Origin of the sequence: Streptomyces sp. NPDC046985 (genome assembly GCF_040644415.1) — a bacterium.
GTDB lineage: Bacteria > Actinomycetota > Actinomycetes > Streptomycetales > Streptomycetaceae > Streptomyces.
The window spans coordinates 313,024-335,713 of record NZ_JBEYWK010000006.1 but is presented as its reverse complement, the minus strand read 5'-3'; the positions used below and the strand labels follow the sequence as shown (position 1 = coordinate 335,713).

General features: G+C 74.2%; 20 protein-coding genes and 1 riboswitch. Of the genes, 10 read left to right on the top strand and 10 right to left on the bottom strand.

The features are described from left to right. Positions 1-124 precede the first annotated feature (124 nt). Entirely contained in the window at positions 125-631 is a 507-nt protein-coding gene (locus ABZ861_RS10725; protein ID WP_361626994.1) for a GNAT family N-acetyltransferase, read from the bottom strand. 259 nt (positions 632-890) lie between these two features. Continuing rightward, a complete protein-coding gene (locus ABZ861_RS10720; RefSeq protein ID WP_361626991.1) occupies positions 891-1,496 on the bottom strand; it encodes a flavin reductase family protein in 606 nt (201 codons plus the stop codon). 451 nt (positions 1,497-1,947) lie between these two features. Between ABZ861_RS10720 and cdgB the strand changes: the two genes are divergently transcribed. Further along, complete coding sequence (cdgB, locus tag ABZ861_RS10715) at positions 1,948-3,639, top strand: diguanylate cyclase CdgB (RefSeq protein WP_361626988.1); 1,692 nt, start codon at positions 1,948-1,950, stop codon at positions 3,637-3,639. 127 nt (positions 3,640-3,766) lie between these two features. Then, complete coding sequence (locus ABZ861_RS10710; protein ID WP_361626985.1) at positions 3,767-4,723, top strand: carbohydrate-binding protein; 957 nt, start codon at positions 3,767-3,769, stop codon at positions 4,721-4,723. Positions 4,724-5,115: 392 nt separating this feature from the next. On the opposite strand, the gene ABZ861_RS10705 is transcribed toward ABZ861_RS10710, so the two are convergent. The 3 genes from ABZ861_RS10705 to ABZ861_RS10695 all read right to left on the bottom strand — a co-directional run bounded on the left by ABZ861_RS10705 (position 5,116) and on the right by ABZ861_RS10695 (position 8,378). Beyond that, positions 5,116-6,045, bottom strand: a complete 930-nt coding sequence (locus ABZ861_RS10705; protein WP_361626982.1) for a 1-phosphofructokinase family hexose kinase — start codon at positions 6,043-6,045, stop codon at positions 5,116-5,118. A 184-nt stretch (positions 6,046-6,229) separates the two neighbouring features. Next, positions 6,230-7,372 (bottom strand): N-acetylglucosamine-6-phosphate deacetylase, encoded by a 1,143-nt coding sequence (gene nagA, locus ABZ861_RS10700; protein ID WP_361626979.1) that lies wholly within the window; start codon positions 7,370-7,372, stop codon positions 6,230-6,232. Positions 7,373-7,379: 7 nt separating this feature from the next. Continuing rightward, positions 7,380-8,378: an ROK family protein gene (locus ABZ861_RS10695; protein WP_361626976.1), complete on the bottom strand. Its 999-nt coding sequence runs from the start codon at positions 8,376-8,378 to the stop codon at positions 7,380-7,382. Between the two features lie 212 nt (positions 8,379-8,590). On the opposite strand from ABZ861_RS10695, the gene ABZ861_RS10690 reads away from it, so the two are divergent. Both ABZ861_RS10690 and otsB read left to right on the top strand, forming a co-directional pair. Further along, positions 8,591-9,031, top strand: coding sequence for a DUF3263 domain-containing protein (locus ABZ861_RS10690; RefSeq protein ID WP_361626973.1), 441 nt, complete (start codon positions 8,591-8,593; stop codon positions 9,029-9,031). 50 nt (positions 9,032-9,081) lie between these two features. Continuing rightward, positions 9,082-10,014 carry a trehalose-phosphatase gene (gene otsB / locus ABZ861_RS10685; RefSeq protein WP_361626970.1) on the top strand — a complete coding sequence of 311 codons (933 nt, stop codon included), beginning with the start codon at positions 9,082-9,084 and terminating at the stop codon, positions 10,012-10,014. A 70-nt stretch (positions 10,015-10,084) separates the two neighbouring features. Here the strand turns inward: otsB and ABZ861_RS10680 are convergent, their stop codons facing one another. Then, on the bottom strand, positions 10,085-11,524 hold the full coding sequence (locus tag ABZ861_RS10680; RefSeq protein ID WP_361626967.1) for a trehalose-6-phosphate synthase: 1,440 nt from the start codon (positions 11,522-11,524) through the stop codon (positions 10,085-10,087). A 239-nt stretch (positions 11,525-11,763) separates the two neighbouring features. Then, a complete protein-coding gene (locus ABZ861_RS10675) occupies positions 11,764-12,723 on the bottom strand; it encodes a glucosyl-3-phosphoglycerate synthase (RefSeq protein WP_361626964.1) in 960 nt (319 codons plus the stop codon). 176 nt (positions 12,724-12,899) lie between these two features. Then, positions 12,900-13,044, top strand: a riboswitch (SAM riboswitch). A gap of 17 nt (positions 13,045-13,061) precedes the next feature. Between ABZ861_RS10675 and thrC the strand changes: the two genes are divergently transcribed. The 5 genes from thrC to ABZ861_RS10650 all read left to right on the top strand — a co-directional run bounded on the left by thrC (position 13,062) and on the right by ABZ861_RS10650 (position 18,908). Then, positions 13,062-14,348, top strand: a complete 1,287-nt coding sequence (gene thrC / locus ABZ861_RS10670) for a threonine synthase (protein WP_361626961.1) — start codon at positions 13,062-13,064, stop codon at positions 14,346-14,348. Next, complete coding sequence (locus ABZ861_RS10665) at positions 14,345-14,620, top strand: MoaD/ThiS family protein (protein WP_361626958.1); 276 nt, start codon at positions 14,345-14,347, stop codon at positions 14,618-14,620. Before thrC ends, ABZ861_RS10665 begins: the two co-directional genes overlap by 4 nt. A 429-nt stretch (positions 14,621-15,049) precedes the next feature. Further along, positions 15,050-15,253 carry a cold-shock protein gene (locus ABZ861_RS10660; protein ID WP_009189266.1) on the top strand — a complete coding sequence of 68 codons (204 nt, stop codon included), beginning with the start codon at positions 15,050-15,052 and terminating at the stop codon, positions 15,251-15,253. A gap of 330 nt (positions 15,254-15,583) precedes the next feature. Continuing rightward, positions 15,584-17,206: a chaperonin GroEL gene (gene groL, locus ABZ861_RS10655; protein WP_361626955.1), complete on the top strand. Its 1,623-nt coding sequence runs from the start codon at positions 15,584-15,586 to the stop codon at positions 17,204-17,206. A 559-nt stretch (positions 17,207-17,765) separates the two neighbouring features. Further along, complete coding sequence (locus ABZ861_RS10650; protein ID WP_361626952.1) at positions 17,766-18,908, top strand: NADH:flavin oxidoreductase; 1,143 nt, start codon at positions 17,766-17,768, stop codon at positions 18,906-18,908. A gap of 377 nt (positions 18,909-19,285) precedes the next feature. Here ABZ861_RS10650 and ABZ861_RS10645 read toward each other — a convergent pair whose 3' ends face one another. From ABZ861_RS10645 to ABZ861_RS10635, 3 genes are all read right to left on the bottom strand, one after another. After that, entirely contained in the window at positions 19,286-19,870 is a 585-nt protein-coding gene (locus tag ABZ861_RS10645) for a hypothetical protein (protein WP_361626949.1), read from the bottom strand. Between the two features lie 48 nt (positions 19,871-19,918). Then, positions 19,919-20,854 carry an N-acetylmuramic acid 6-phosphate etherase gene (gene murQ / locus ABZ861_RS10640; protein ID WP_361626946.1) on the bottom strand — a complete coding sequence of 312 codons (936 nt, stop codon included), beginning with the start codon at positions 20,852-20,854 and terminating at the stop codon, positions 19,919-19,921. A gap of 432 nt (positions 20,855-21,286) precedes the next feature. Further along, complete coding sequence (locus ABZ861_RS10635) at positions 21,287-22,231, bottom strand: MurR/RpiR family transcriptional regulator (protein ID WP_361626943.1); 945 nt, start codon at positions 22,229-22,231, stop codon at positions 21,287-21,289. A gap of 56 nt (positions 22,232-22,287) precedes the next feature. Here ABZ861_RS10635 and ABZ861_RS10630 point away from each other — a divergent pair, with 56 nt between their 5' ends. Then, positions 22,288-22,671 carry a hypothetical protein gene (locus ABZ861_RS10630; RefSeq protein WP_361626940.1) on the top strand — a complete coding sequence of 128 codons (384 nt, stop codon included), beginning with the start codon at positions 22,288-22,290 and terminating at the stop codon, positions 22,669-22,671. Positions 22,672-22,690: the final 19 nt, after the last annotated feature.

Below are 22,690 nucleotides of genomic sequence, written 5' to 3'. Positions count from 1 at the left end.
CTACGCCACACCGCCCGCGACTGGCGAAGACCCCTGGCCGCCCTCGGCATCACCGAATGAATCCGGACAGACGTCGAACATGCAAGGGACCCTGGCTGGCACCCACGGCCTGGGATCCGTCTCGTTAGACCCCGGCGCCCCCCGTGCGAGGCTCCAGGTCAAGCACGCCGACCGTCTGCCCGCCGCTCGTCTCGCCGTCGGTGCGGAAGCCGAGCCCCCGGTAGAAGCCCTCCGGGCCGTCCGCGCCCGGGTGCCAGGTCACGTACATCTCCCGGCCGCCCCGGCGGCGGATCTCCGCGGCGACCGCCGCGACGGCGAACCGCCCGTATCCGCGGCGCTGCTCCCCGGCCGCGATGTTCAGCCGCCACAGGCCGGAGCGGAGCACGCTGCCGCCGTCCTGGCGCCAGTCGATGTCGAGGAACGCCATGAGGAAGCCCACGGGGCGCCCGTCGTCGACGATCAGGCGCGGCCACGCGGCGCCGGGGTGGACGTACGCCTCGGCGAGGGACTTCACGACCGGCGCGACGGCGTGCTCCTGGTCGGGGCGGATCCGCACGCCGAGCGCGGCGTCGAGGTTCGCGGCGGTGATCGCCTCCAGGCGGGGCGCACGGGCGGTGTCGGCGGACGTCATCCGCGCACGGTAGGCGGTGCGGGGGCGTCCGGCCACCGTTTTAAGGGCGCACCTTCAGGGGGCCCGCGCCTTGTGAAGAGGCAGGCCCCGCGCCTTGAGGAGAGACGGGCCCGCAGCCTGAAGGGAAGGCAGGCCCGTCGCTTCAAGGGGACGCGGCCCCGCGCCTCAAGGGAAGGCAGGCCCCGCGCCTCAAGGGGAGGCAGGCCCCTCGCCTCAAGGTGGAAGCGCCCCCCCCCGCGCCCGACGGCCTGCCGTCCCCTCAGCCCAAGTGCCGGTAGCGTCCCCGGAAGTACGTCAGCGGGCCGCCCTCCGTGCTGGGCAGGCGGGCGGCGAGGACGCGGCCGACGACCAGGGTGTGGTCGCCCGCCCGCACCCGCTGCTCGGTGCGCAGCTCCAGGGAGGCCAGGGCGCCCTCCACCAGGGGAGCGCCGGAGACCTCGCCGCGCGCGCAGGAGAGGTCCGCGAACAGCAGGCGGTCGCTGATGCGGCCCTTCATGGAGAAGCGGCCCGCGATCTGGCGCTGGCTCTCGCCCAGCACGGACACCGCCCACAGGGGCTGTTCGGCGAGCAGGTCGTCCATGCGGGAGCCCTCGCGCACGCCGACGAGGACCAGCGGCGGGTCCAGGGACACCGACATGAAGGACGTGGCGGTCATGCCCACGTCCTCGCCGGCCGGCGCCAGCGGGTCCTCCGGGTCCAGGGGCGGTTCCTGCGCGGTCACCAGGACCACGCCCGCGGCCAGCCGGGACATGGCGGCGCGGAACTCGTCGTCGGTCACCCCCTCAGCATGCCCAAAGGCGGCGAGGGCGGTCGGGGAGGCGGGCGGGAGCGCGGCGGCGGACCGCGCGGGCGGAGTGTTCGGCACGTGCTCCACGCTAGGTGCCGCCCCGCCGCGGCCGCATCGGCCCCCCGCCCGATCCGGCCCTAGGACCGCGGGACCAGGACGCCCCCGCGAGCGGGCCCCCGCACCCCCACCGGTCCCAACGGGGCCGAGGCTCGAGAGGACGCCCCCGCGAGCGGGTCCTGGCGCCGCGTGCCGGGACCGGCGGCGGAGAGTGCGCTCCAGGCGGCCGACGGCCCGCCTGCGCTGCATGTCCGCGCGTCCGGAACGTCTTCGTGCGGTGAACGCACGGGGAACACACGGAAACTCCACTCAATCGCTCACGTTCCGCTGTGACTTGAGTCACAAGAGGGCAGAATTGTTGACCCTGTGTACCGAGTGGGCTTCGCGCTGTGATTCAGTGGCGGAGACCGCACGGAACGATACGCCGATGAGCACCCTTTGACGTACTGCGAGGTCTGGGGGGAGGGCGAGCATGGAGACCGAGTCGGAGCCCTACGTCCGCCTTGCCACCCTGCGGCGACTGCACCAGGTCATGGCGGACATGAACACCGCGCGGAGCCTGGCGGACACACTCCAGACCGTCGCCGACGGCGTCGTCGCCGGCCTCGGCTACGAGCTGGCGTGCGTCAACCTCGTGTGCCCCGACGGAGACCTCGTGGTCGCCGCCTTCTCCGGCAACCCCGCCGCCGAGGCCCTGATCACCGGCCGGGTCGGCTCCCGCACGTCCTGGGAGCGCCGGCTGGTCATGGGCGAGCAGTGGGGCGACCTGGTCTTCATATCCCACGCCGACGGCTGGGTCCTCGACGACGACGACGTCCCGCAGTGGTACACGGACGGGCCCGCCCCCCGCTTCGAGGACGAGTGGCACCCCTCCGACCGGCTCTTCGCCCCCATGTACGCGCCCGGCTCGCCGCCCGGCGGCTCCGGCGAACTGCTCGGCGTGCTCTCCGTGGACCGCCCGCGCAACGGCCGCCGACCGGGCGCGTGGGGCCGCGAGGCGTTGCAGGTGTACGCGTTCCAGGCGGCCATAGCGATCAGCAACGCCCGGCTGCGCGCCAACATGCAGCGCGCCCTGGTCCGCCTGGAGCGCGAGCAGCAGGCGCTGCGGGCCAGCGAGGAGAGCTTCCGGCAGGCGTTCGAGTACGCCCCCTCCGGCATGGCCATCGCCGAGATGGGCGGCGACCAGCACGGCCGGGTCCTGCGCACCAACGACGCGCTGTGCCGGCTGCTCGGCCGCCCGGCCTCCGCGATGCGCCGCTACTCCTTCTCCGACCTGGTCCACCCCGAGGACGTCGGCACCCTGCTGCGCACCTCCGCCGAGGGCGGCCGGGCCGAGCTGCGGCTGACCCGGCGCGACGGCAGCTACGTCTGGGTCTCGCTGCGCAACTCGGTCGTCGCGGACGCCGCCGACGGCCCGCGCTTCCTGCTCACCCACGTCGAGGACATCGAGGACCGCAAGCGCCGCGAGCTGCACCTCGCCCACCGCGCCTCGCACGACTCCCTCACCGGGCTGCCGAACTCCGCCGAGCTGCGCGCCCGCCTCTCCTCCCGGCTCTGCCACCGCCCGCAGTCCGCGGCCGCCGAAGCCCTCGGCACGCTGGACGCGGCCTACGGCCACCCGGCCTTCGACGCAGGCGACCACGGCTTCGACTTCGCGGCCGGCCAGGGCGCCCACGACGCCCGCGGCGCCTTCGACGGCTACGACGCCTACGACTACGACCACCATGTGCACACCGTCGCCCCGGAGGGCGACCGGGACGACGGCGCGAAGGGACTCGCGGTCCTCTTCTGCGACCTCGACGGCTTCAAGTCGATCAACGACCGGTTCGGGCACAACGCGGGCGACGCGGTCCTCATCGAGGTGGCCCGCCGGCTGTCCAACGGGGTGCGCGACGGGGACACGGTCGCCCGGCTCGGCGGCGACGAGTTCGTGATCCTCGCCGACGGCCTCGGCCGGGCCGACGCCGAGGACCTCGCCGTGCGGCTGCGCAACGAGATCATCCAGCCGATCCGCGCCGAGGGCCGCGCCGTCCGGGTGGGCGCCAGCTTCGGCATCGGGTGGGCGCACTGCGGGATGACGGCGGACGAAGTGCTCAAGTCCGCTGACGAGCGTATGTACGTCGAGAAACGATCTCGTCCCAAACAGCATCGTCGCGCGGGATGATCCGCAGGTCAGCGCGTTGACGCGGCGTGAGTCACCGCAGCGGCCCCCGCGAAGCGGGTAGGCTCGCGATTCTCACGACGTCACGACGTACCGCACCCGACCCGCACCTGTGAGGGAGTACCAAGGGATGACGCCCGGCAACAGCGGCGCGAGCACGCCCGAGGACGACGACCCGTTCGGCTACCTGTACGCCGACGGTCAGGCCAACGGAGCCCAGCCGCCCTCCGGCGGCTACGGCTACCCCGGCTCGGTCAACCGGGTCCGCGCCGTCGGCCAGCGTCAGTACGGCCAGCAGACCCAGCAGGCCCCCACCGCGGCCTACGGCCAGGTGCCGCAGCAGCAGAGCGCGTACGGCCAGCAGACCGCGCACCACGCCGCCGCCTCCCAGACCCTGCCGAGCGGCCCCCAGCCGTCCCGGCAGCAGAGCCGGAGCGCCGGCGGGAGCGGCCGCCGCGGCCCCAACACCAAGGGCCTGCTGATCGGCGCCGTCGCGGTGGTCGCCGCGGTGGTGGTCGGCATCGCCGTCGCCATGACGGGCGGCAAGTCCGGCGGCAAGGACAAGGACCACGCGGGCGGCCCGGCGCCGACGGTCGGCGCGAGCAGCCAGCCGAGCCCCTCGGCGACCAGCAGCGTCTCCAGCGACGGCGCGCTGCCGAAGATCGACGCCAAGGCGCTTCTGCTGGGCGGCGGCGCCGCTCTCGCGTCCGACGTCCAGGGCGCCCAAGCGGACGGCGGCGTCTACGTGTCGAACTTCAACAACGTCGGCGCCTCGGTCACCTGGACCGTCGACGGCATCCCGGAGGACGGCAAGTACACCCTGTACGTCGGCTACGGCGTGCCCGGCAAGGACGGCGTCGCCACCCTCTCGGTGAACGGCACGCCGACCGCCACGCCCGTCAAGCTCAAGAACTGGGCGAACGCCCCCGCGGGCGACTACTCCAAGGGCTGGACGAAGACCTACAACTACGTCCGGCTCAACAAGGGCACGAACACGCTCAAGGTCTCCTGCGAGCAGGGCGACCAGTGCGACGCCAACCTCGACCAGCTCTGGCTGGCCAAGGGCTGGGGCAAGTCCGACGGCTGACCGCGGCGCCGACCGGACGGGATTCCGGCGACCGTAAGACGGCGGCCTGCCGGGAAACGGCGATCGGGCCTGAGACGGCGGCCGGGTGTGAGACGGCGGCCGGGTGTGAGACGGCGATCGGGCCTGAGACGGCGATCGGGTGTGAGACGGCGGCCGGGTGTGAGACGGCGGCCTGCCGGGAGACGGCGGCCGGGCGTGAGACGGCGACCGTAAGACCGCGTCGGCAGCCGAAGTCGCGCCGCCCGGCCGTGCCGCCCGCCCGGCCGTGCGTGAGACGTCGGCCTGCCGGGAGACGGCGGCCGTAAGACCGCGTCGGCCCCCGGGCCGCGTAGGCAGCCGAAGCCGCGCCGCCCGCCCGGCCGGCCGCGTCGCCCGCCCGGCCGCGCCGCCCGTCACGCCGCGCTGGCCTCGCCCGTCACCGCCACTCGGGCCAGCAGCTCCGGGTAGGCGGCGGCGTCGAACTCGCCGGCCGCCGGGGACAGGACCGTCGCGGCGGACAGCGCCGTCGCGCGGGCCAGGCGGTCCGGCCAGGGGAGCCGTTCCACCAGGCCGGAGAGCAGGCCCGCCACCGCCGAGTCACCGGCCCCGGTCGGGTTGCCCCGGACCCGTTCGGGCGGCGCGGCCCGCCACAGGCCCTCGGCCGTGTGGGCGAGCAGGCCCTGCGCGCCGAGCGAGGCGACCACCGCGCGGGCGCCGCGGCGGCGCGCGTCCTGGGCGCCCCGCAGCGGGTCGTGCGAGCCGGTCAGCTCGGCCAGCTCGTCGGCGTTCGGCTTGACGACGTCGGGGCGGGCCGCCACCCCCCGCCGCAGCGCCTCCCCGCCGGTGTCCAGCAGCACGGGCACGCCCGCGGCGCGCGCCGCGCGCACCAGACCCGCGTAGGCCCCCACCGGCAGGCCGGGCGGCAGGCTGCCGCACAGCGCCACCGCCGACACCGAGCCGAGTAGGTCCCCGTAGGCGCTCTGGAAGGCGGCCCACTCGGCGGGGGAGACGTGCGGGCCCGGCTCGTTGAGCTGGGTGGTGTCGCCGGTGCGCTCGTCCACGACCGCGACGGTGCGCCGGGTCGCGCCGGACACCGGGACCAGCGCGTCCACCACGCCGGGCTGCGCGGCGAGCCGGTCGCGCAGCTCGCGTCCGGCGGCGCCGCCCACGAAGCCGGTCACCGTCACCGGATGTCCGAGGGCCGCGAGGACCCGCGCCACGTTGACGCCCTTGCCGCCGGGCCGCTCGGTCACCCCGGTCACCCGGTGCGAGGCGTGCGGCCGCAGGGACGGCACCCGGTAGGTGACGTCGAGAGCGGTGTTCAGGGTGACCGTGAGGATCACGAGGGCCGGCCTCCCCGGGCGTCTGCTGTCGCGCGCGTCGCTGCCGCGCGCGTCACGGAGTCCCGGACGGTCGGTCGGTCGCCGGGCTTCGATCATGCCAAACAGACGGGGCGCCGCCCACCCCCCCCGGACCGGCTCATGCGTCCGTCCGGAGGGCGGCCCGCCCGGGGCGCGGCCGGACGGATCAGCCCAGGTGCGGATCGACCACCCAGGCACCGCGCCGCATCACGCCCTTGAGGACGAAGTCCTCGTCCAGCAGCACCAGGTCGGCGTCCTTGCCGGGCTCCAGGGAGCCCACCCGGTCGTCCAGGCCGAGCAGCCGGGCCGGGTTGGCCGACAGCGCGGCGACCGCGTCCGGCACCGGCAGCCGGTCCACGGTCACCGCCCGCCTGAAGGCCCGGTCCAGGGTGAGCGTGGAGCCCGCGATCGAACCGCCCTCGACCAGCCGGGCCACCCCGTCGGCGACCTCGACCTCCAGCGGGCCGAGCAGGTAGCGGCCGTCGCCGCTCCCGGCGGCGTCCATGGCGTCGGTGATGAAGGCGACCCGGGCGGCGCCCGCGCGGTGGAACGCCAGCTCCAGGGCGGCCGGGTGCAGGTGCACGCCGTCGTTGATCAGCTCGACGGTGACCCGCTCGTCCTCCAGCAGGGCGGCGATCGGGCCGGGCGCGCGGTGGCCGAGCGGCGGCATCGCGTTGAACAGGTGGGTGGCGACGGTGGCCCCGGCGTCGATCGCCTCGGCCGTCTGCTCGTAGCTGGCGTCGGTGTGCCCGACGGCCGCGATCACGCCGTGCTCGACGAGCAGCCGTACGGACTCGACGCCGCCGGGCAGCTCGGTGGCCAGCGTCATCATCTTCGCGTGCCCGCGGGCCGCGTCGAGCAGCTTGCGCACCTCGGCCGGATCGGGGTGGCGCAGCAGCGCCTCGGAGTGGGCGCCCTTGCGGCACGGCGAGATGAACGGCCCCTCGAAGTGGACGCCCGCGATCTCGCCCTGCTCGGCCAGCTCCGACAGCAGCCCGGCCTGGCGGGCCAGGACGTCCAGGTCGTCGGTGACGGTCGAGGCGACCACGGTGGTGGCGCCCCGGCGGCGATGGGCCCGTACGGCGGTCAGCGCGTCCTCGGCGGAGCCGGAGAAGGAGGCGCCGCCGCCGCCGTGGTTGTGCAGGTCGACGAAGCCGGGGACCAGCCAGTGCCCGCTGACGTCGACGGTCTCGGCGCCGGGCGGTGCGGTCTCGGCGATCCGCGTGCCGTCGACGGCCACGCGGCCGCCGTCCGCGATCCCGGTGGGCAGCACCACCCGGGCTCCGGTGAGAACCTTGCTGGGGGCCATCGGCTGGCTACCTCCGGGAAGTCGTGGGCGTCGTGGGCGTCGTGGGCGTCGTGGGCGTCGTGTGCGTCAGGGGCGTGGTGGGCGCCGCGGGAGCGGCGAGCAGGTCCCAGGCGAGGAGACCCGCGCCCAGGCATCCGGCGGTGTCCCCGAGCGCCGCGGGGACGATCGGGGGAAGTCTCTGGAAGGTGACCCGGCGGCGGACCGCCTCGCGCAGCGGGGCGAACAGGGTCTCGCCCGCCCCGGCCAGCCCGCCGCCGACGATCAGGGCGCCGGGGTCCAGCAGGGTGAGCGCGGTGACCAGCCCGTCGGCGAGCGCGTCCACCGCCTCCTGCCACACCGCCCGCGCGGCCGCGTCCCCGGACTCCACCGCCTTGGCGCAGTCCGCCGCGTCCGCCTCCGCGTCCCCGCACGCCCCGGCCCACGCCTCGCTGACCGCCGAGGCGGACGCGTAGCGCTCCAGGCAGCCGCGCTGCCCGCACGGGCAGGGGGCGCCGCCGGGCCGTACGACGATATGGCCGATCTCACCGGCGAAGCCGTGCGCGCCCGCCTCCACCCGGCCGTCGATGCCGATGGCGCCCGCGATCCCGGTGCCCAGCGGCACGAACAGGAACCGGTCGGCGCCCCGGCCCGCGCCGAGGCGGCCCTCGGCGAGTCCGCCGGTGCGCACGTCGTGGCCGAGGGCGACGGGGGCGCCGAGGCGGGCGGCGAGCAGGTCGCGCAGCGGCACGTCGCGCCAGCCGAGGTTGGCCGCGTAGGCGGCGACGCCCCGCTCCTCGTCGACGATGCCGGGCACGGCGACGCCCGCCGCGGCGGCCGGCTCGCCGAAGCGCTCCAGGCCCCAGGCGCGCAGCTCGGCGGCGAAGTCGAGGATGCCCTCGACGACGGCGCCGGGTCCGCGCTCGCGTCCGGTCGCCCGGCGCGCCTGGTGCAGGAGGCCGCCGTCCGCGCCGACCAGCGCGGCCTTCATCCCGGTGCCGCCCACATCGAGAGCGATGACGTGTCTCACGCAGAACAGTGTGGCCCGGGGACCCTTAAGAGGTCTAGTCCACTCACGTGGTGAGACCTGTCGTGTCGCAGGGAACCGAGCGGGCACAGCGCGGACTGATCCGGCGCCGGTGCCGCCGGTGCCGCCGGTGCCGCCGGCGCCGTGCCCCGGCCGCGGCGGCCCGTCCGCCCTCCGGCGGCGCCGCTGTCGGCGGCGGGGGCTACGGTGCGGGTATGGACGCGGACGCCGACACTCCCGACGGTGCGGACAGCATCGTGCCCGCCGCCGAGGCTGACGACGGGACCGACGGCGCAGACGCCTCTGAGGGCGCTCGCGGCGCTGTCGCCTCCGAGGGCGGTGTCGCCCCCGACGGCGCAGACGACGCTGACGTCTCCGGCGGCGCAGACGACGCTGACGGGGCTGAAGCCTCCGGCGGCGTTGACGGCGTCGGCGGGCTCGGGCGCCGGGAGCGGGACATCCTCGCGCTGGAGCGCCGGGGCTTCACCGGTCCGGGCGCGAAGGAGCGCGCCGTGCGCGAGGAGCTGGGCCTGTCCCCGGTCCGGTACTACCAGCTCCTCAACGCCCTCCTCGACGACACCCGCGCCCTGGCCCACGACCCGGTGACGGTCAACCGCCTGCGCAGGGTGCGCCACGCCCGCCGCACTGAACGCTGAGGCGCGGCCGCCGAGGAGTGCGCACCGCCCCGGGCGGATAGGTTCGCCGTATGGGCAGCCATGACAGCCACGACAGGCATGACAGGCATGAAAGGCAGGGCGTGCAGGACCGCCAGGATCTTCAGGACAGCGCCGACGACGGGCAGGACCGTCAGATCGGTCCGTCGGTCACGCAGGCCGGGCGGGACGGGCTCGACGCCCTGCTCGCGCGCCCGGAGAAGGCGGTGATCGCGCTCGACTTCGACGGCACGCTCGCCCCGATCGTGCCGGACCCCGACCAGGCGCGGGCGCACCCGGAGGCGGTGCCCGCGCTGGCCGCGCTCGCCCCGAAGGTCGCCGCCGTCGTGGTCGTCACCGGCCGTCCGGCCGACGTCGCGGTCCGGAACGGCGGCTTCGCGGGCGTGCCGGGCCTGGAACGCCTCGTCGTCCTCGGCCACTACGGCGCCGAGCGCTGGGACGCCGCCACAGGCGCGGTCACCGCCCCGGCCCCTGACCCCGGCGTGGCCGCCGTCCGCGCCGAGCTGCCGGGCCTCCTGGAACGCGTCGGCGCCGGGCCGGGCACGTGGACCGAGGAGAAGGGCCGCTCGCTGGCGGTGCACACCCGCCGGGCCGCCGACCCGCAGGCCGCCTTCGAGGCGCTGCGCGCACCGCTCGCGGACCTGGCCGCCCGGCACGGCCTGATCGTCGAGCCGGGCCGCATGGTCCTGGAACTGCGGCCGCCGGGCATGGACAAGGGCGTCGCCCTGAAGGAGCACCTGCGCGGCCTCGGCGCGTCCAGCGTCCTCTACGCGGGCGACGACCTCGGCGACCTGCCCGCCTTCGCCGCGGTCGACGAACTCCGCTCCGAGGGCGTGCCCGGCGTCCTCGTGTGCAGCGGCAGCGCGGAGGTCACGGAACTGTCCGAGCGCGCCGACCTGGTCGTGGCGGGCCCGGCAGGCGTAGTCGACCTCCTGAAGACCCTGACGGCCCGCCTGTCCGACTGACCCGGCCCGCGCACCGCCGCCGCCCGGCGGCGAGCCCGGGTCACCCGTTCAGCCGCTCAGCCTCAGCGGCTCAGCCGTTCAGCCGCTCCAGTCGCCGTAGCTGGTCCAGGAACCACTGGGACGGCGGCAGGGCGGTGGCCGCCGCGGCCAGGCGCTTGGTCCGCTCGGCCCGTTCGGCGCCCGGCATGCTCAGCGCCTCGTGCAGGGCCCGCGCCGTGCCCACCACGTCGTACGGGTTCACCGCCACCGCGTCCTCGCCCAGCTCCGCGAAGGCCCCCGCCTCGCGGGAGAGCACCAGCGCACACCCCGCGTCGGAGACGACCGGCACCTCCTTGGCGACCAGGTTCATCCCGTCCCGGATGGGGTTGACCAGCGCCACGTCCGCGATCCGGTACGCCGCCAGCGACCTGGCGAAGTCGTCCTCCACGTGCAGCAGGACCGGCTTCCACCCGGGCGTCCCGTACTCCGCGTTGATCTCCTCGGCCAGTTCCCGCACCCGCGCGGTGTACGTCCGGTAGACCTCCAGGTCCTGCCGGGAGGGGTAGGCGAACGCGACGTGCACCACCCGCTCGCGCCACTCGGGCCGGTCCTCCAGGAGCCGCCGGTACGCCAGCAGCCCGCGCACGATGTTCTTCGACAGCTCCGTGCGGTCCACCCGGACGATCGCCCGGCGCGGCCCGCCGTCCGGCGCGGCGCCGATCTCCTCGCGCAGCGCCGCCATCCGCTCGGACACGTCGGCCCGCTGGGACCGCTCCCGCAGGAAGTCGGCGTCCGCGCCCAGCCCGTGCACCCCGATCTCGGTGTCCCCGACCCCGCCCGGCAGCGTCTCGCAGCACCCGGCGAACGCCCGCGCCCACCGCTCGGTGAGGAAGCCGAGCCGGTCCGCGCCCAGCATGCCGCGCAGCACCTGCTCGGCGACGTCGTCGGGGAGCATCCGGAAGTAGTCCGCCGGCGCCCACGGGGTGTGCGAGAAGTGCCCGATGCGCAGGTCGGGCCGGAGGTCGCGCAGCATGCCCGGCACCAGCGTCAGGTGGTAGTCCTGCACCACCACGGCCGCGCCCTCGGCCGCCTCCTCGGCCAGCGCCTGCGCGAAGGCGCGGTTGTACGCCTCGTACGAGGCCCACTGGCGGCGGAACTCCGCGTCGAAGACGGGTTCGAGGGGCGTCTGGTAGAGCATGTGGTGGACGAACCACAGCACCGAGTTGGCGATGCCGTTGTAGGCGTCGGCGAAGACGTCCGGGGCGATGTCGAGCATCCGGACCCGCTGGCCGCCGGTGTCCTCGGCGGGCAGCCGCCGGCCGTCGCCGTAGCGGCGGGCCGCCTCCCGGTCGGCGTCGCCGAGCGCGGCGCACACCCACACCGCCCCCGCCTCCGGCCCGATCGCGGACAGACCGGAGACCAGTCCTCCGCCTCCGCGCCTGGCATGGAGCGAGCCCTCCTCGTCCACCTGGTACGAAACCGGACCGCGATTGGACGCGACCAGCACCTCGGCAGCGTGCGTTGAAGCCATGGAACTCAACCTAGCCCAGCCCCGAAACGCTCAAACGTACGGTTCCGCTTCGTAGCCAGGCGGGCGCACACGACGGCCGCCCCTCCGGCGCGTTTCCGGCCACCCGTCCGCCCCTTCACGCCACCTGGTGACCGGGCCCCCGGGCGCCCCCTGCGGGCGCCCCCTTCACGGCCCCCTGCGGGCGACCGCCCTCACGCCCCTCGCGAGCCCCCCTCACGCCCCCGCGGGCGACTGCACCCTCACGCCACCCTGCGGGCGGCGTACTCCGCGATCTCGGTCATCGGCGGCCGCTCCTCGGTGTCCACCGAGTACGTGCGCGGCTCGAAGCCGTCCTCGCCCCGCTCGAACTGGGTGAGGCTGGGCCGGATCAGGTGCCCGCGGGCCAGGCGCAACTGGGCGGTGCGGTAGATCGCGGCGGCCATCCGGCCCAGCGCCTGCCCGTCCTGGTGCCGGTGCAGGCGCACCCCCACGTCGACCTGCGCCAGCGCGTCCAGGCCGACCAGGTGCAGCGCGTCCACCAGCATGCCCAGTTCCACGCCGTAGCCGACGGGGAAGGGAAGCTGCTCCAGCAGCGAGCGGCGGGCCGCGTACTCGCCGCCCAGCGGCTGCACGAACCCGGCGAGCCGCGGCCAGTGCAGGTTGAGCAGCGGCCGCGCCATCAGCTCGGTGACCCGGCCGCCCTGCCCGGCCGCCGGGGCGGCGCCGGACATCGCGAGCGGGCGGTCGTACATGGCCTTGACCAACTGCACGTCCGGGTCGGTGAGCAGCGGGCCGACGATCCCGGTGACGAAGTCGGAGGAGAACTCCCGCAGGTCGGCGTCCACGAAGCAGACCACGTCCCCGCGGGTGACCAGCAGCGAGCGCCACAGCACCTCGCCCTTGCCGGGCACCGCCGGGATGCGCGGCAGGATGCTGTCGCGGTGGACCACCCGCGCGCCCGCCGCGGCGGCGACCTCGGCGGTGCGGTCGGCGGAGCCGGAGTCGACGACCACGATCTCGTCGACCAGCGGCGTGCGCCCGGTCAGGTCGCGGCGGATCGCGGCGACGATGTCCCCCACCGTCGCCTCCTCGTTCAGCGCGGGCAGCACCACGCTGACCGTGCAGCCGCTCGCGCGCTTGGCGGCCAGCAGTTCGTGCGGCGGGCGATCGGCCACGGACCATGAGCGCGTCCTGAGCCAGCGCTCGACTTCTTCCAGCACGGTGGACCGCTCCTCACTCCAGAACGCTTCCGGATCCGCTGATCATGCGGCCGTCTCGCGGTTCGGACGACCGTCTCCGCTGTCCTGGCCTTCGGTTACAGTCTTGAACAAGGCGCGTCACCCCCGCATGCCGGGGTCGCCCGCGCCCGATCGGCACGCGATCGACAACCGAATACCGCTCATCCAGAGGGGCAGAGGGACACGGCCCGATGAAGCCCCGGCAACCCTCCAGCCGGTCTCGTTCGTTTCCACGCGAGGCTCCCGGCTAGGGAAGGTGCCAAATCCGTCTCACGGCGAGATGCGTCGTGAGGAAGATGAGGAGAAAGGGCCTCGCCTCCATGGCTGTGCAGACCATTGCGAGCAGTACCTCCGCCCCCGCCGTCGACCTCGGCCCCGCCGCCGCCCTGAGCTGCCGCGAGTGCGGGCGCCGCGTCCCCCTCGGGCCGGTCTTCGCCTGCGAGGAGTGTTTCGGCCCGCTGGAGATCGCCTACGACTTCTCCTCCTACGACACCGAGGAGCTGCGCGCGGCCATCGAGGCGGGCCCCGCGAACATCTGGCGCTACGCGCCGCTGCTGCCGGTCCCCGCGGACGTGGCTGAGAAGCCCAACCTCAACCCCGGCTGGACCAGGCTCGTCAAGGCCGACAATCTGGCGCGCGAGCTGGGCGTGACCGGCGGCCTGTTCGTGAAGGACGACTCCGGCAACCCCACGCACTCCTTCAAGGACCGCGTGGTCGCCCAGGCCCTGGAGGCCGCCCGCGCCTTCGGCTTCACCACCCTGTCCTGCTCCTCCACCGGCAACCTGGCCGGCGCGGTCGGCGCCGCCGCCGCCCGCGCCGGACTGCGCAGTTGCGTGTTCATCCCGCACGACCTGGAGCAGGGCAAGGTCGTCATGGCCGCGGTCTACGGCGGCGAACTCGTCGCCATCGAGGGCACGTACGACGACGTGAACCGTTTCTGCTCCGAGCTGATCGGCGACCCGGCCGGCGAGGGCTGGGGCTTCGTCAACGTCAACTTGCGGCCGTACTACGCCGAGGGCTCCAAGACGCTGGCGTACGAGATCTGCGAGCAGCTCGGCTGGCGGCTCCCGGACCAGCTCGTGGTGCCGATCGCCTCCGGCTCGCAGCTCACCAAGATCGACAAGGGACTGCGGGAGCTGATCGCGCTCGGGCTGGTCGAGGACCGGCCGTACAAGATCTTCGGCGCCCAGGCCGAGGGCTGCTCGCCGGTGTCCGCCGCGTACAAGGCAGGGCACGACACGGTGCGCCCGCAGAAGCCGGACACCATCGCCAAGTCCCTCGCCATCGGCAACCCGGCCGACGGCCCCTACGTGCTGGACGTCGCCCGCCGCACCGGCGGCGCGGTGGAGGACGTGACGGACGAGCAGATCGTCGACGCGATCACGCTGCTGGCCCGCACCGAGGGCGTCTTCGCGGAGACGGCGGGCGGCGTGACCGTCGGCGTCACCAGGAAGCTGATCGAGGCCGGCGTGCTCGACCCGGCGAAGACCACCGTCGTCCTCAACACCGGCGACGGCCTGAAGACCCTGGACGCGGTGGCCGGCGCCGGACCGACCGCCGCCATCCGCCCGACCCTGGACTCCTTCCGAGAGGCTGGCCTCGCATGAGCGTGACCGTTCGCATCCCGACCATCCTGCGCACCTACACCGGCGGTCGGGCCGAGGTGAGCGCCGAGGGCGCGACCCTCGCCGAGGTCATCTCCGACCTGGAGAGCAACCACACGGGCATCGCCGGACGCGTCCTGGACGACCAGGGCAAGCTGCGCCGCTTCGTCAACGTCTACGTCAACGACGACGACGTCCGCTTCGAGGGCGGCCTGGAGGCGGCCACCCCGGACGGCGCGGGCGTGTCGATCATTCCGGCGGTCGCCGGCGGCTGAGCATTACCCTGGGTAACTTCTGATACCCGCCGTTCTTCGGACGGCCCTCTCCGCGAGAGAAGCGGAGGGGGCCGTTCTGTGTGATTGAGCGCGGTACAGTTGGGGAACGCGACCCCGGTCAACGGATCGGAATACTCCGGTTTTCTGCCGCCCGCCGATGAGAAGTAGCCAAAGTAGGCGGGTATTTCGCGGCATTTGCCGTTTCTGAGCGGCCCGACTTGCCCTGCATCGAGATGAATTCTCGGTACATTCCGGACCTCGCCCGTCCAGAATTCTCGTCCAACTGACCTGTTGCAGACGGCAGTTGGACAGATACATTCAGCCGCGGTCGACGCGTTCCGGCGCACGCCCCCGTCCACGGGGGGTGAGGTCTGACCCGGGTCCGCGAAGTGCGGATCTGTGCAAGGGCCAGTAATAGGGGAGTTAGGCATGGCTCAGGGCACCGTCAAGTGGTTCAACGCGGAGAAGGGGTACGGCTTCATCGCGGTCGACGGTGGTGCGGACGTCTTCGTCCACTACAGCGCGATCCAGATGGACGGCTACCGCTCGCTGGAAGAGGGGCAACGGGTCGAGTTCGAGATCTCGCAGGGCCAGAAGGGCCCGCAGGCCGACATGGTCCGTGTCACTGCCTGAATCGCGCGACCACCGCAAGCGTTCTACGGCCGAAGGGCCCGCACCTCCCCGGGAGGCGCGGGCCCTTCGGCGTGTCCGGGCGCGGACGTCCCCGTAAGGCGCGGGCCCTTCGGCGCGGCCCGCCGCCGGACCCTCGAAGGCGCTTGCACTCGAAGGGGCCGAGTGCTAATCATTGCGTTAGCACTCTGAAGGTGAGAGTGACAACGAGGACCGGGTCGGTGAGGCCCGCAGGCCGGGTGGGGCAAGGAACCACGAGGCCGGCGAGCCGTCCGTCGCGGGCGCGGGCGCGGTCCGAAGGAATCACCCCCAGTCCTGGAGGGACCACTTCACATGGCCAAGATCATCGCGTTCGACGAGGAGGCGCGGCGCGGCCTCGAGCGCGGCATGAACCAGCTCGCGGACGCCGTCAAGGTGACCCTCGGCCCCAAGGGCCGCAACGTCGTCCTCGAGAAGAAGTGGGGCGCCCCCACGATCACCAACGACGGTGTCTCCATCGCCAAGGAGATCGAGCTCGAGGACCCGTACGAGAAGATCGGCGCCGAGCTGGTCAAGGAAGTCGCCAAGAAGACGGACGACGTCGCCGGCGACGGTACGACCACCGCGACCGTGCTCGCCCAGGCCCTGGTCAAGGAGGGCCTGCGCAACGTAGCCGCCGGCGCCAACCCGATGGCCCTCAAGCGCGGCATCGAGCGCGCCGTCGAGGCCGTCTCCGCCGCCCTGCTCGACCAGGCGAAGGAGGTCGAGACCAAGGAGCAGATCGCCTCCACGGCCTCCATCTCCGCCGCCGACACCCAGATCGGCGAGCTGATCGCCGAGGCGATGGACAAGGTCGGCAAGGAAGGCGTCATCACCGTCGAGGAGTCGCAGACCTTCGGTCTCGAGCTTGAGCTCACCGAGGGCATGCGCTTCGACAAGGGTTACATCTCCGCCTACTTCGCGACCGACATGGAGCGCATGGAGGCGGTGCTCGAGGACCCGTACATCCTCATCGCCAACTCCAAGGTCTCCTCGGTCAAGGACCTGCTCCCGCTCCTGGAGAAGGTCATGCAGTCGGGCAAGCCGCTGCTGATCATCGCCGAGGACGTCGAGGGCGAGGCCCTGTCGACCCTGGTCGTCAACAAGATCCGCGGCACCTTCAAGTCCGTCGCCGTCAAGGCCCCGGGCTTCGGCGACCGCCGCAAGGCCATGCTCGGCGACATCGCCATTCTCACCGGCGGCGAGGTCATCTCCGAGGAGGTCGGTCTCAAGCTGGAGAACGCCACCCTCGACCTGCTGGGCAAGGCCCGCAAGGTGGTCATCACCAAGGACGAGACCACCATCGTCGACGGCGCCGGCTCCTCGGAGCAGGTGGGCGGCCGGGTGAACCAGATCCGCGCCGAGATCGAGAACAGCGACTCCGACTACGACCGCGAGAAGCTCCAGGAGCGTCTGGCCAAGCTCGCCGGCGGTGTCGCGGTGATCAAGGCCGGCGCCGCCACCGAGGTGGAGCTGAAGGAGCGCAAGCACCGCATCGAGGACGCCGTGCGCAACGCCAAGGCGGCCGTCGAGGAGGGCATCGTCGCCGGCGGCGGCGTGGCCCTGCTCCAGGCCGGCCAGGTCTTCGAGAAGCTGGAGCTGGAAGGCGACGAGGCGACCGGCGCCAACGCCGTGAAGCTCGCGCTGGAGGCCCCGCTCAAGCAGATCGCCGTCAACGGCGGCCTCGAGGGCGGCGTCGTGGTCGAGAAGGTGCGCGGCCTGCCCGTCGGCAACGGCCTGAACGCCGCGACCGGCGAGTACGTCGACATGATTGCCGAAGGCATCATCGACCCGGCGAAGGTGACCCGTTCCGCGCTGCAGAACGCCGCCTCCATCGCCGCGCTGTTCCTCACCACCGAGGCCGTCATCGCCGACAAGCCGGAGAAGGCCGCCGCGCCGGCCGGCGGCGGCATGCCGGGCGGTGACATGGACTTCTGATCGACCGGTTTCCGGTTGATCGACCGTCCTTCGACCCGAGGGCGGCGCCCCCTGCCAGACAGGGGGCGCCGCCCTCGGGCGCGTTTGTGCGGGGGAATTCGCGGCGGGGGCGGGGCAGCCTGGCGGCGCATTGTGAGCGAGGTGGGGCAGCTCGGCCGTGCCATGCCAGAGGGGCGGGGGTGGCTCGGCGGGGGAATGCGGAGAGGTCGGGGTCGCTCGGCGGGGGAATGCCGGAGAGGTCGAGGCAGCTCGGCGGGGGAATGCCAGAGAGCGTGGGGCAGCTCGGCGGCGCCTTGCCAGAGTGGCGGGGGCGGCTCGGCGGGGGAATGCCGGAGAGCGCGGGGCAGCTCGGCGGGGGAATGCCGGGGCGGCGGAATGTCGCGGTGGGCGGGGTGGTCCGGCGAGGGAATGCCGCCGCGGTCAGGGGGGTCCGGCGGGGGAATGCCGGGGCGGTCGGTGTGGTTGACGCCCGGTGCGGGCGCTTCATGCGCGTGCACATACCTGCCGGTATCCAGAACCGTCCGCCGATTCCCGTCTTCCCTCTGCGAGGAGTTCCCGAATGACCGTCACCGCCTCCGAGACCGGAGCCGGGTCCGCCTCCCGCGCGGCCCGGCTCCTGTCCCGCCCGGTCGCCCTCAACGGCCTGACCGTCCCCAACCGGATCGCGATGGCCCCGATGACCCGGATGTTCTCCCCGGGCGGCGTCCCGGGCGAGGACGTGCAGTCGTACTACGCCCGCCGGGCCGCCGCGGGCGTCGGCCTGATCGTCACCGAGGGCACCTACGTCGGGCACGCCTCGGCCGGTGACAGCACCCGGGTGCCGCGGTTCCACGGCGAGGAGCAGCTCGCCGGCTGGGCGAAGGTGGCAGAGGCCGTGCACGCGGCGGGCGGCACGATCATGCCGCAGCTCTGGCACATCGGCATGGTCCGCCAGGCGGGCCGGGGCCCGTTCCCGGACGCGCCGCCGGTCGGCCCCTCCGGCCTGCGCGTGACCGGCGTCGAGGGCGAGGGCCAGGCGATGACCCAGACCGACGTGGACGACGTGATCGGCGCCTTCGCCGAGGCCGCCGCGGCGGCGGAGCGCATCGGCTTCGACGGCGTGGAGCTGCACGGCGCCCACGGCTACCTCCTGGACCAGTTCCTCTGGGCGGGCACCAACCGCCGTACCGACGTCTACGGCGGCGACGCGGTGGCCCGGACGCAGTTCGCCGCGGAGATCGTGGCGGCGGTCCGCGAGGCCGTCTCGCCCGAGTTCCCGGTCGTCTTCCGCTACTCGCAGTGGAAGCAGGAGGCGTACGACGCCCGTCTGGCCGAGACCCCGCAGGAGCTGGAGGCGCTGCTGGCCCCGCTCGCGGCGGCCGGAGTGGACGTCTTCCACGCCTCCACCCGCCGCTACTGGTCCCCGGAGTTCGAGGACTCCGACCTCAACCTCGCGGGATGGACGAAGAAGCTGACGGGCAAGCAGGTCATCACCGTCGGCTCGGTCGGCCTGGACGGCGACTTCCTCAAGTCGTTCCAGGGAGAGGGCGCCCCGGTCGGCAGCCTCGACAACCTGCTGGACCGCCTGGAGCGCGACGAGTTCGACATGGTCGCCGTGGGCCGCGCGCTGCTTCAGGACCCCGACTGGGCCGCGAAGGTCCTGGGCGACCGCACCGACGAGCTGGCGCCCTACGACGCGGAGGCGCTGAAGACCCTGAGCTGATCCGATTGGGCGTCTTGCGGAGAGACGCACCGTGGAGCAGCCCCGGCGCCCACAGCGGCAGGTCGGCCGCCCCTGATCGGGGGCGGCCGACCTGCCGTTCTCGTGTGGCGGGCGGTCCGCCGTCCGCCCGGGGAGGGGCACGCCCTCGCGACCCCGCCCCGAGGCGGCGGGGCGCGGCATGGCGCGCCGGGCGGGAGAGAGACAGGACCGGGGCGTGCCGGGCTGCTCGGACGGCCTCGGGTCCGGGCCGGACTGGCTTGGTGCGTGCCGGGCTGCTCGGACGGCCTCGGGCCGGGCCGGACTGGCTTGGGGCGTGCCGGGCCCGGGATCGTGCCGGGCTGGCCGAGGGGGACGGTGGTTCTCCCGCCGTCCGGGGGCTACATGTTGCCCATGGGCTCGATGTCCACGCGGACCGGGGTGCCCCAGACGCGCACCACCTCGTAGTCGGTGAACTCGTGCACGAGCCGGTAGGCCATCGCGGCGTGCGGGCCGCGCCGCTGGGCGGCGAGGAACAGCTCCGCCTCGCGCCGGTCCCGGCGCGGGGTGCCGCAGAGCTGCCACTCCCGTCCGGTCCACTGCTCCGGCAGCCACCGCTGCTGCGGCTGCGGCCGGTCCTCGCGCACGCCGTAGCGGGACGCGGCGGGGAAGGCGGCCGAGGCGCCGCCGGGGCGGCCGTAGGGGGAGGACCCGTTCAGCTCGGAACGGCGGGCCGCGCGCCGCCGCGTCTCGCACAGCAGGCAGCGGTCGGGCGCGCTGTCGTCGACCGGCCCGTTCGGATGCTCCGGGCAGCGGGTGGCCGGGGCCGTGGCGCCGACGCTCTCCTCCAGGAGGTCCAGCGCGCGCCGGAGATCGCCCCTGACCTCGTGCAGCCGGGCGTCGGGCGTGTCGGCGGTCAGCGCCTCACCGTGCTCACCGAGCAGCCGGAGAGCCCGGCCGAGCGCGGTGACCTGGGCGTGGTTCATCACCCCTCCAGCGTAGGGGGTGTCCCCGGGGGGCGGACACCGGCGCGATCAGCCGCGGGTCCGCTCCAGGGCCGCGCGCAGCCGGCCGTCGCTGGCGTGCAGCAGGCTCGCCGCGGTGGCCGCGTCCACGTCGGCCAGCAGGGTCAGGATGGCGTGCTTCACCTCGCCGTCCGTGGCCGTGAGGGCGCGTTCGATCTCGTCGTCCGGCGCTCCCGTGGCCAGCGCGACGATCCGGCGGGAGCGGGCGCGCAGCTTCTCGTTCGAGGCGCGCACGTCGACCATCAGGTTCCCGTAGGTCTTGCCGAGGCGGATCATCGTGATCGTCGAGATCATGTTGAGCACCAGCTTCTGGGCGGTGCCCGCCTTCAGCCGGGTGGAGCCGGTGAGCAGTTCGGGGCCGGTGACGATCTCGATGCCGTGCTCGGCGGCGGCGGCCAGCGCGCTGTCCGCGTTGCAGGCGAGGCCGACGGTGAGCGCGCCGAGGGCGCGGGCGTGCCGCACCGCGCCGATCGCGTAGGGGGTGCGGCCGGAGGCGGAGACGCCGACCACCGTGTCCTCGGGGGTGAGCGCGAGGGCGTCCAGCGCCTCCGCGGCCAGCTTCGGCGAGTCCTCCGCGCCCTCCACGGAGGTCACCATCGCCTCCGGGCCGCCCGCGATCAGGCCGATGACCTGGCCGGGGGCCGTGGCGAACGTGGGCGGGCACTCCGAGGCGTCCAGCACGCCGAGCCGTCCCGCCGTGCCCGCGCCCGCGTAGACCAGCCGGCCGCCGCCCGCCATCCGCTCGGCCACGGCGTCGATCGCGGCGGCGATCTGCGGCAGTCGCTCGGCGACGGCGGCGGGCACGGTGGCGTCCTCGGCGTTCATCAGCCGCGCGATCTCCAGCGTGGGCAGCCGGTCGATCTCGGCCAGCTCGGGGCGGAACGCCTCGGTCGTGAGCGACTCCAGTGCGGCGCGCAGGTCACGGGAGGGGGACGTGGAGGTCATCAGAACGGCTCTCTCCGGGCTTCGGGCGGTGCGGGGTGCAGTGTGCGGGGTGTGCGGGTGCGGTGGTCAGGCGACCTGTGCGGTGGTTGCCGGTGCGGCGGCGTGGCGGGGGCGGACTCGGGCGTGCGGTGCGCGGATGCGCGGGTGCGCTGTGCTGTCGCGGGGTGGAGCTCGGACGTACGGGACGCCGTGCCCGCGCGGGTGTGGGACGCGGTGCGCGGGGGCGCCGTCCGCCGTACGCGGGCGGTCGGCGCGCGACGGTCACGCGCACCGACTGGCACCGCGCCGACTGACACCGCGCCGATTGGCATTGCGCCGACTGGCATCGCGCTGACCGGCACTGCGCTGACCGGCACTGCGCCGACTCGCATCGCGCCGCCTGACACCGCGCCGCCTGGCACCGCGCCGACTCGCACCGCACCGCACCCACGATCACGCGTGCCGGGTGGCGCCGCGCGGGCTGTGCCGGTGGGCCAGGGCCTCGTACGACGCGGCCAGCGCCGGGGCCGCCGACTCGTAGGTCCGCTGCGCGACTCCGACGAACAGGCAGTCGATCACGAGCAGTTGACTGGTCCGGGAGGACATCGCCGCCGGGCGCAGCTCGCTCTCCCGGGACGTCGCGGTGGTCAGCACGTGGTCGGCGTACTGGGTGACGGGCGCGTCGGGGCGGCCGGTGATGGCGACGGTGGCCGCGCCGCGCTCGAAGGCGACCCGGAGCGGCTCGATCACGTCGCCGGTGGACCCGGAGTGGGTGATGGCGATCGCCACGTCGCCCGCCTGGAGCTGGACGGCGTTGGTGACGGCGAGGTGCGGGTCGCTGTGCGCGTGGGCTATCAGCCCGATCCGCAGCAGCTTCTGGGTGAGGTCCTGGGCGACCAGGCCGGAGGCGCCGATCCCGTATACGTCCGTGCGGCGGGCGGAGGCGAGGGCGGCGACGGCCGCGCTGAGCTGAACGGTGTCGAGTCCGGCGGCGGTGTCGGCGAGGGTCTGCTGCTCCTCGTAGGCGAGTTTGGCGACGACGTCGGCGATCGGGTCGTCCACCGCGATGTCGGTGGTGATCGCGGGCGCCCGGCCGGACTGCTGCTGGGCGGCCAGACCGGCGAGGGCCAGGCGCAGGTCGCGATAGCCGGGGTAGCCGAGGAGCCGGGCGGTGCGCACGACGGTCGCCTCGCTGGTGCCGGTCAGCTCGGCGAGGCCGGTGACCGTGAGGGCCGCGCAGCCGGCCGGATCGCGCGCCACCGCCTCGGCGACGCGCTGCATGGAGCGGGTCATCGAGGGCGCGAGGGTGCGGACCTTGGCCGCGAGCGCGGCGGGCGCGGGCGGTGCGCAGGCGGGGCCGGGCGCACTCGCGAAAATTTCCTTCACGTCCTGGGTCACATCATGAAAGATATTTTCTGTGCGAGGGTCCGGTCAAGAGTGCGCACAATGGAGGCATGGATCCCATCGGCCCCCTGGAGCAGGCCCTGCACGCCGCCCGCGCCCTGGTCCTCGCCGACCTCGTCGCGGGCGAGGTCGCCGAGGCCGACGTGGTCTCGCTGGTCGAGGAGGCCGTCGCCCAGCGCCGGTGGTGGGTGGAGCAGTGGCCGGAAGGCGCGCGGTTCGTGGCGGGCCTGGTCGCGCAGGACGTCCAGGACGCCCTGCTGGAGCGGCGCGGCCGCTGGCCGCTGTGCCCGGTGTGCCGCCACGGCGACCCGCACGCCCTGGACGTCCTGCCGGAACTGGGTCCCGACCCGCACTGGGTCTGCTCCGAGGCGGGCGTGACGGTGGCGCCGGTGGGCGCCCTGGCCGGGGCGATGGGCGGGAACCCGTCCTCGTGAGCGACCCCGGGGCGGCCGG

Bases quoted from the DNA above. Each gene is read 5' to 3' on its own strand.
- cdgB (WP_361626988.1), top strand. From the start codon at position 1,948: ATGGAGACCGAGTCGGAGCCCTACGTCCGCCTTGCCACCCTGCGGCGA.
- ABZ861_RS10650 (WP_361626952.1), top strand. From the start codon at position 17,766: ATGACCGTCACCGCCTCCGAGACCGGAGCCGGGTCCGCCTCCCGCGCG.
- ABZ861_RS10710 (WP_361626985.1), top strand. From the start codon at position 3,767: ATGACGCCCGGCAACAGCGGCGCGAGCACGCCCGAGGACGACGACCCG.
- ABZ861_RS10725 (WP_361626994.1), bottom strand. From the start codon at position 631: ATGACGTCCGCCGACACCGCCCGTGCGCCCCGCCTGGAGGCGATCACC.
- ABZ861_RS10680 (WP_361626967.1), bottom strand. From the start codon at position 11,524: ATGGCTTCAACGCACGCTGCCGAGGTGCTGGTCGCGTCCAATCGCGGT.
- ABZ861_RS10690 (WP_361626973.1), top strand. From the start codon at position 8,591: ATGGACGCGGACGCCGACACTCCCGACGGTGCGGACAGCATCGTGCCC.
- ABZ861_RS10660 (WP_009189266.1), top strand. From the start codon at position 15,050: ATGGCTCAGGGCACCGTCAAGTGGTTCAACGCGGAGAAGGGGTACGGC.
- ABZ861_RS10645 (WP_361626949.1), bottom strand. From the start codon at position 19,870: ATGAACCACGCCCAGGTCACCGCGCTCGGCCGGGCTCTCCGGCTGCTC.
- ABZ861_RS10630 (WP_361626940.1), top strand. From the start codon at position 22,288: ATGGATCCCATCGGCCCCCTGGAGCAGGCCCTGCACGCCGCCCGCGCC.
- murQ (WP_361626946.1), bottom strand. From the start codon at position 20,854: ATGACCTCCACGTCCCCCTCCCGTGACCTGCGCGCCGCACTGGAGTCG.
- otsB (WP_361626970.1), top strand. From the start codon at position 9,082: ATGGGCAGCCATGACAGCCACGACAGGCATGACAGGCATGAAAGGCAG.
- groL (WP_361626955.1), top strand. From the start codon at position 15,584: ATGGCCAAGATCATCGCGTTCGACGAGGAGGCGCGGCGCGGCCTCGAG.
- ABZ861_RS10665 (WP_361626958.1), top strand. From the start codon at position 14,345: ATGAGCGTGACCGTTCGCATCCCGACCATCCTGCGCACCTACACCGGC.
- thrC (WP_361626961.1), top strand. From the start codon at position 13,062: ATGGCTGTGCAGACCATTGCGAGCAGTACCTCCGCCCCCGCCGTCGAC.
- nagA (WP_361626979.1), bottom strand. From the start codon at position 7,372: ATGGCCCCCAGCAAGGTTCTCACCGGAGCCCGGGTGGTGCTGCCCACC.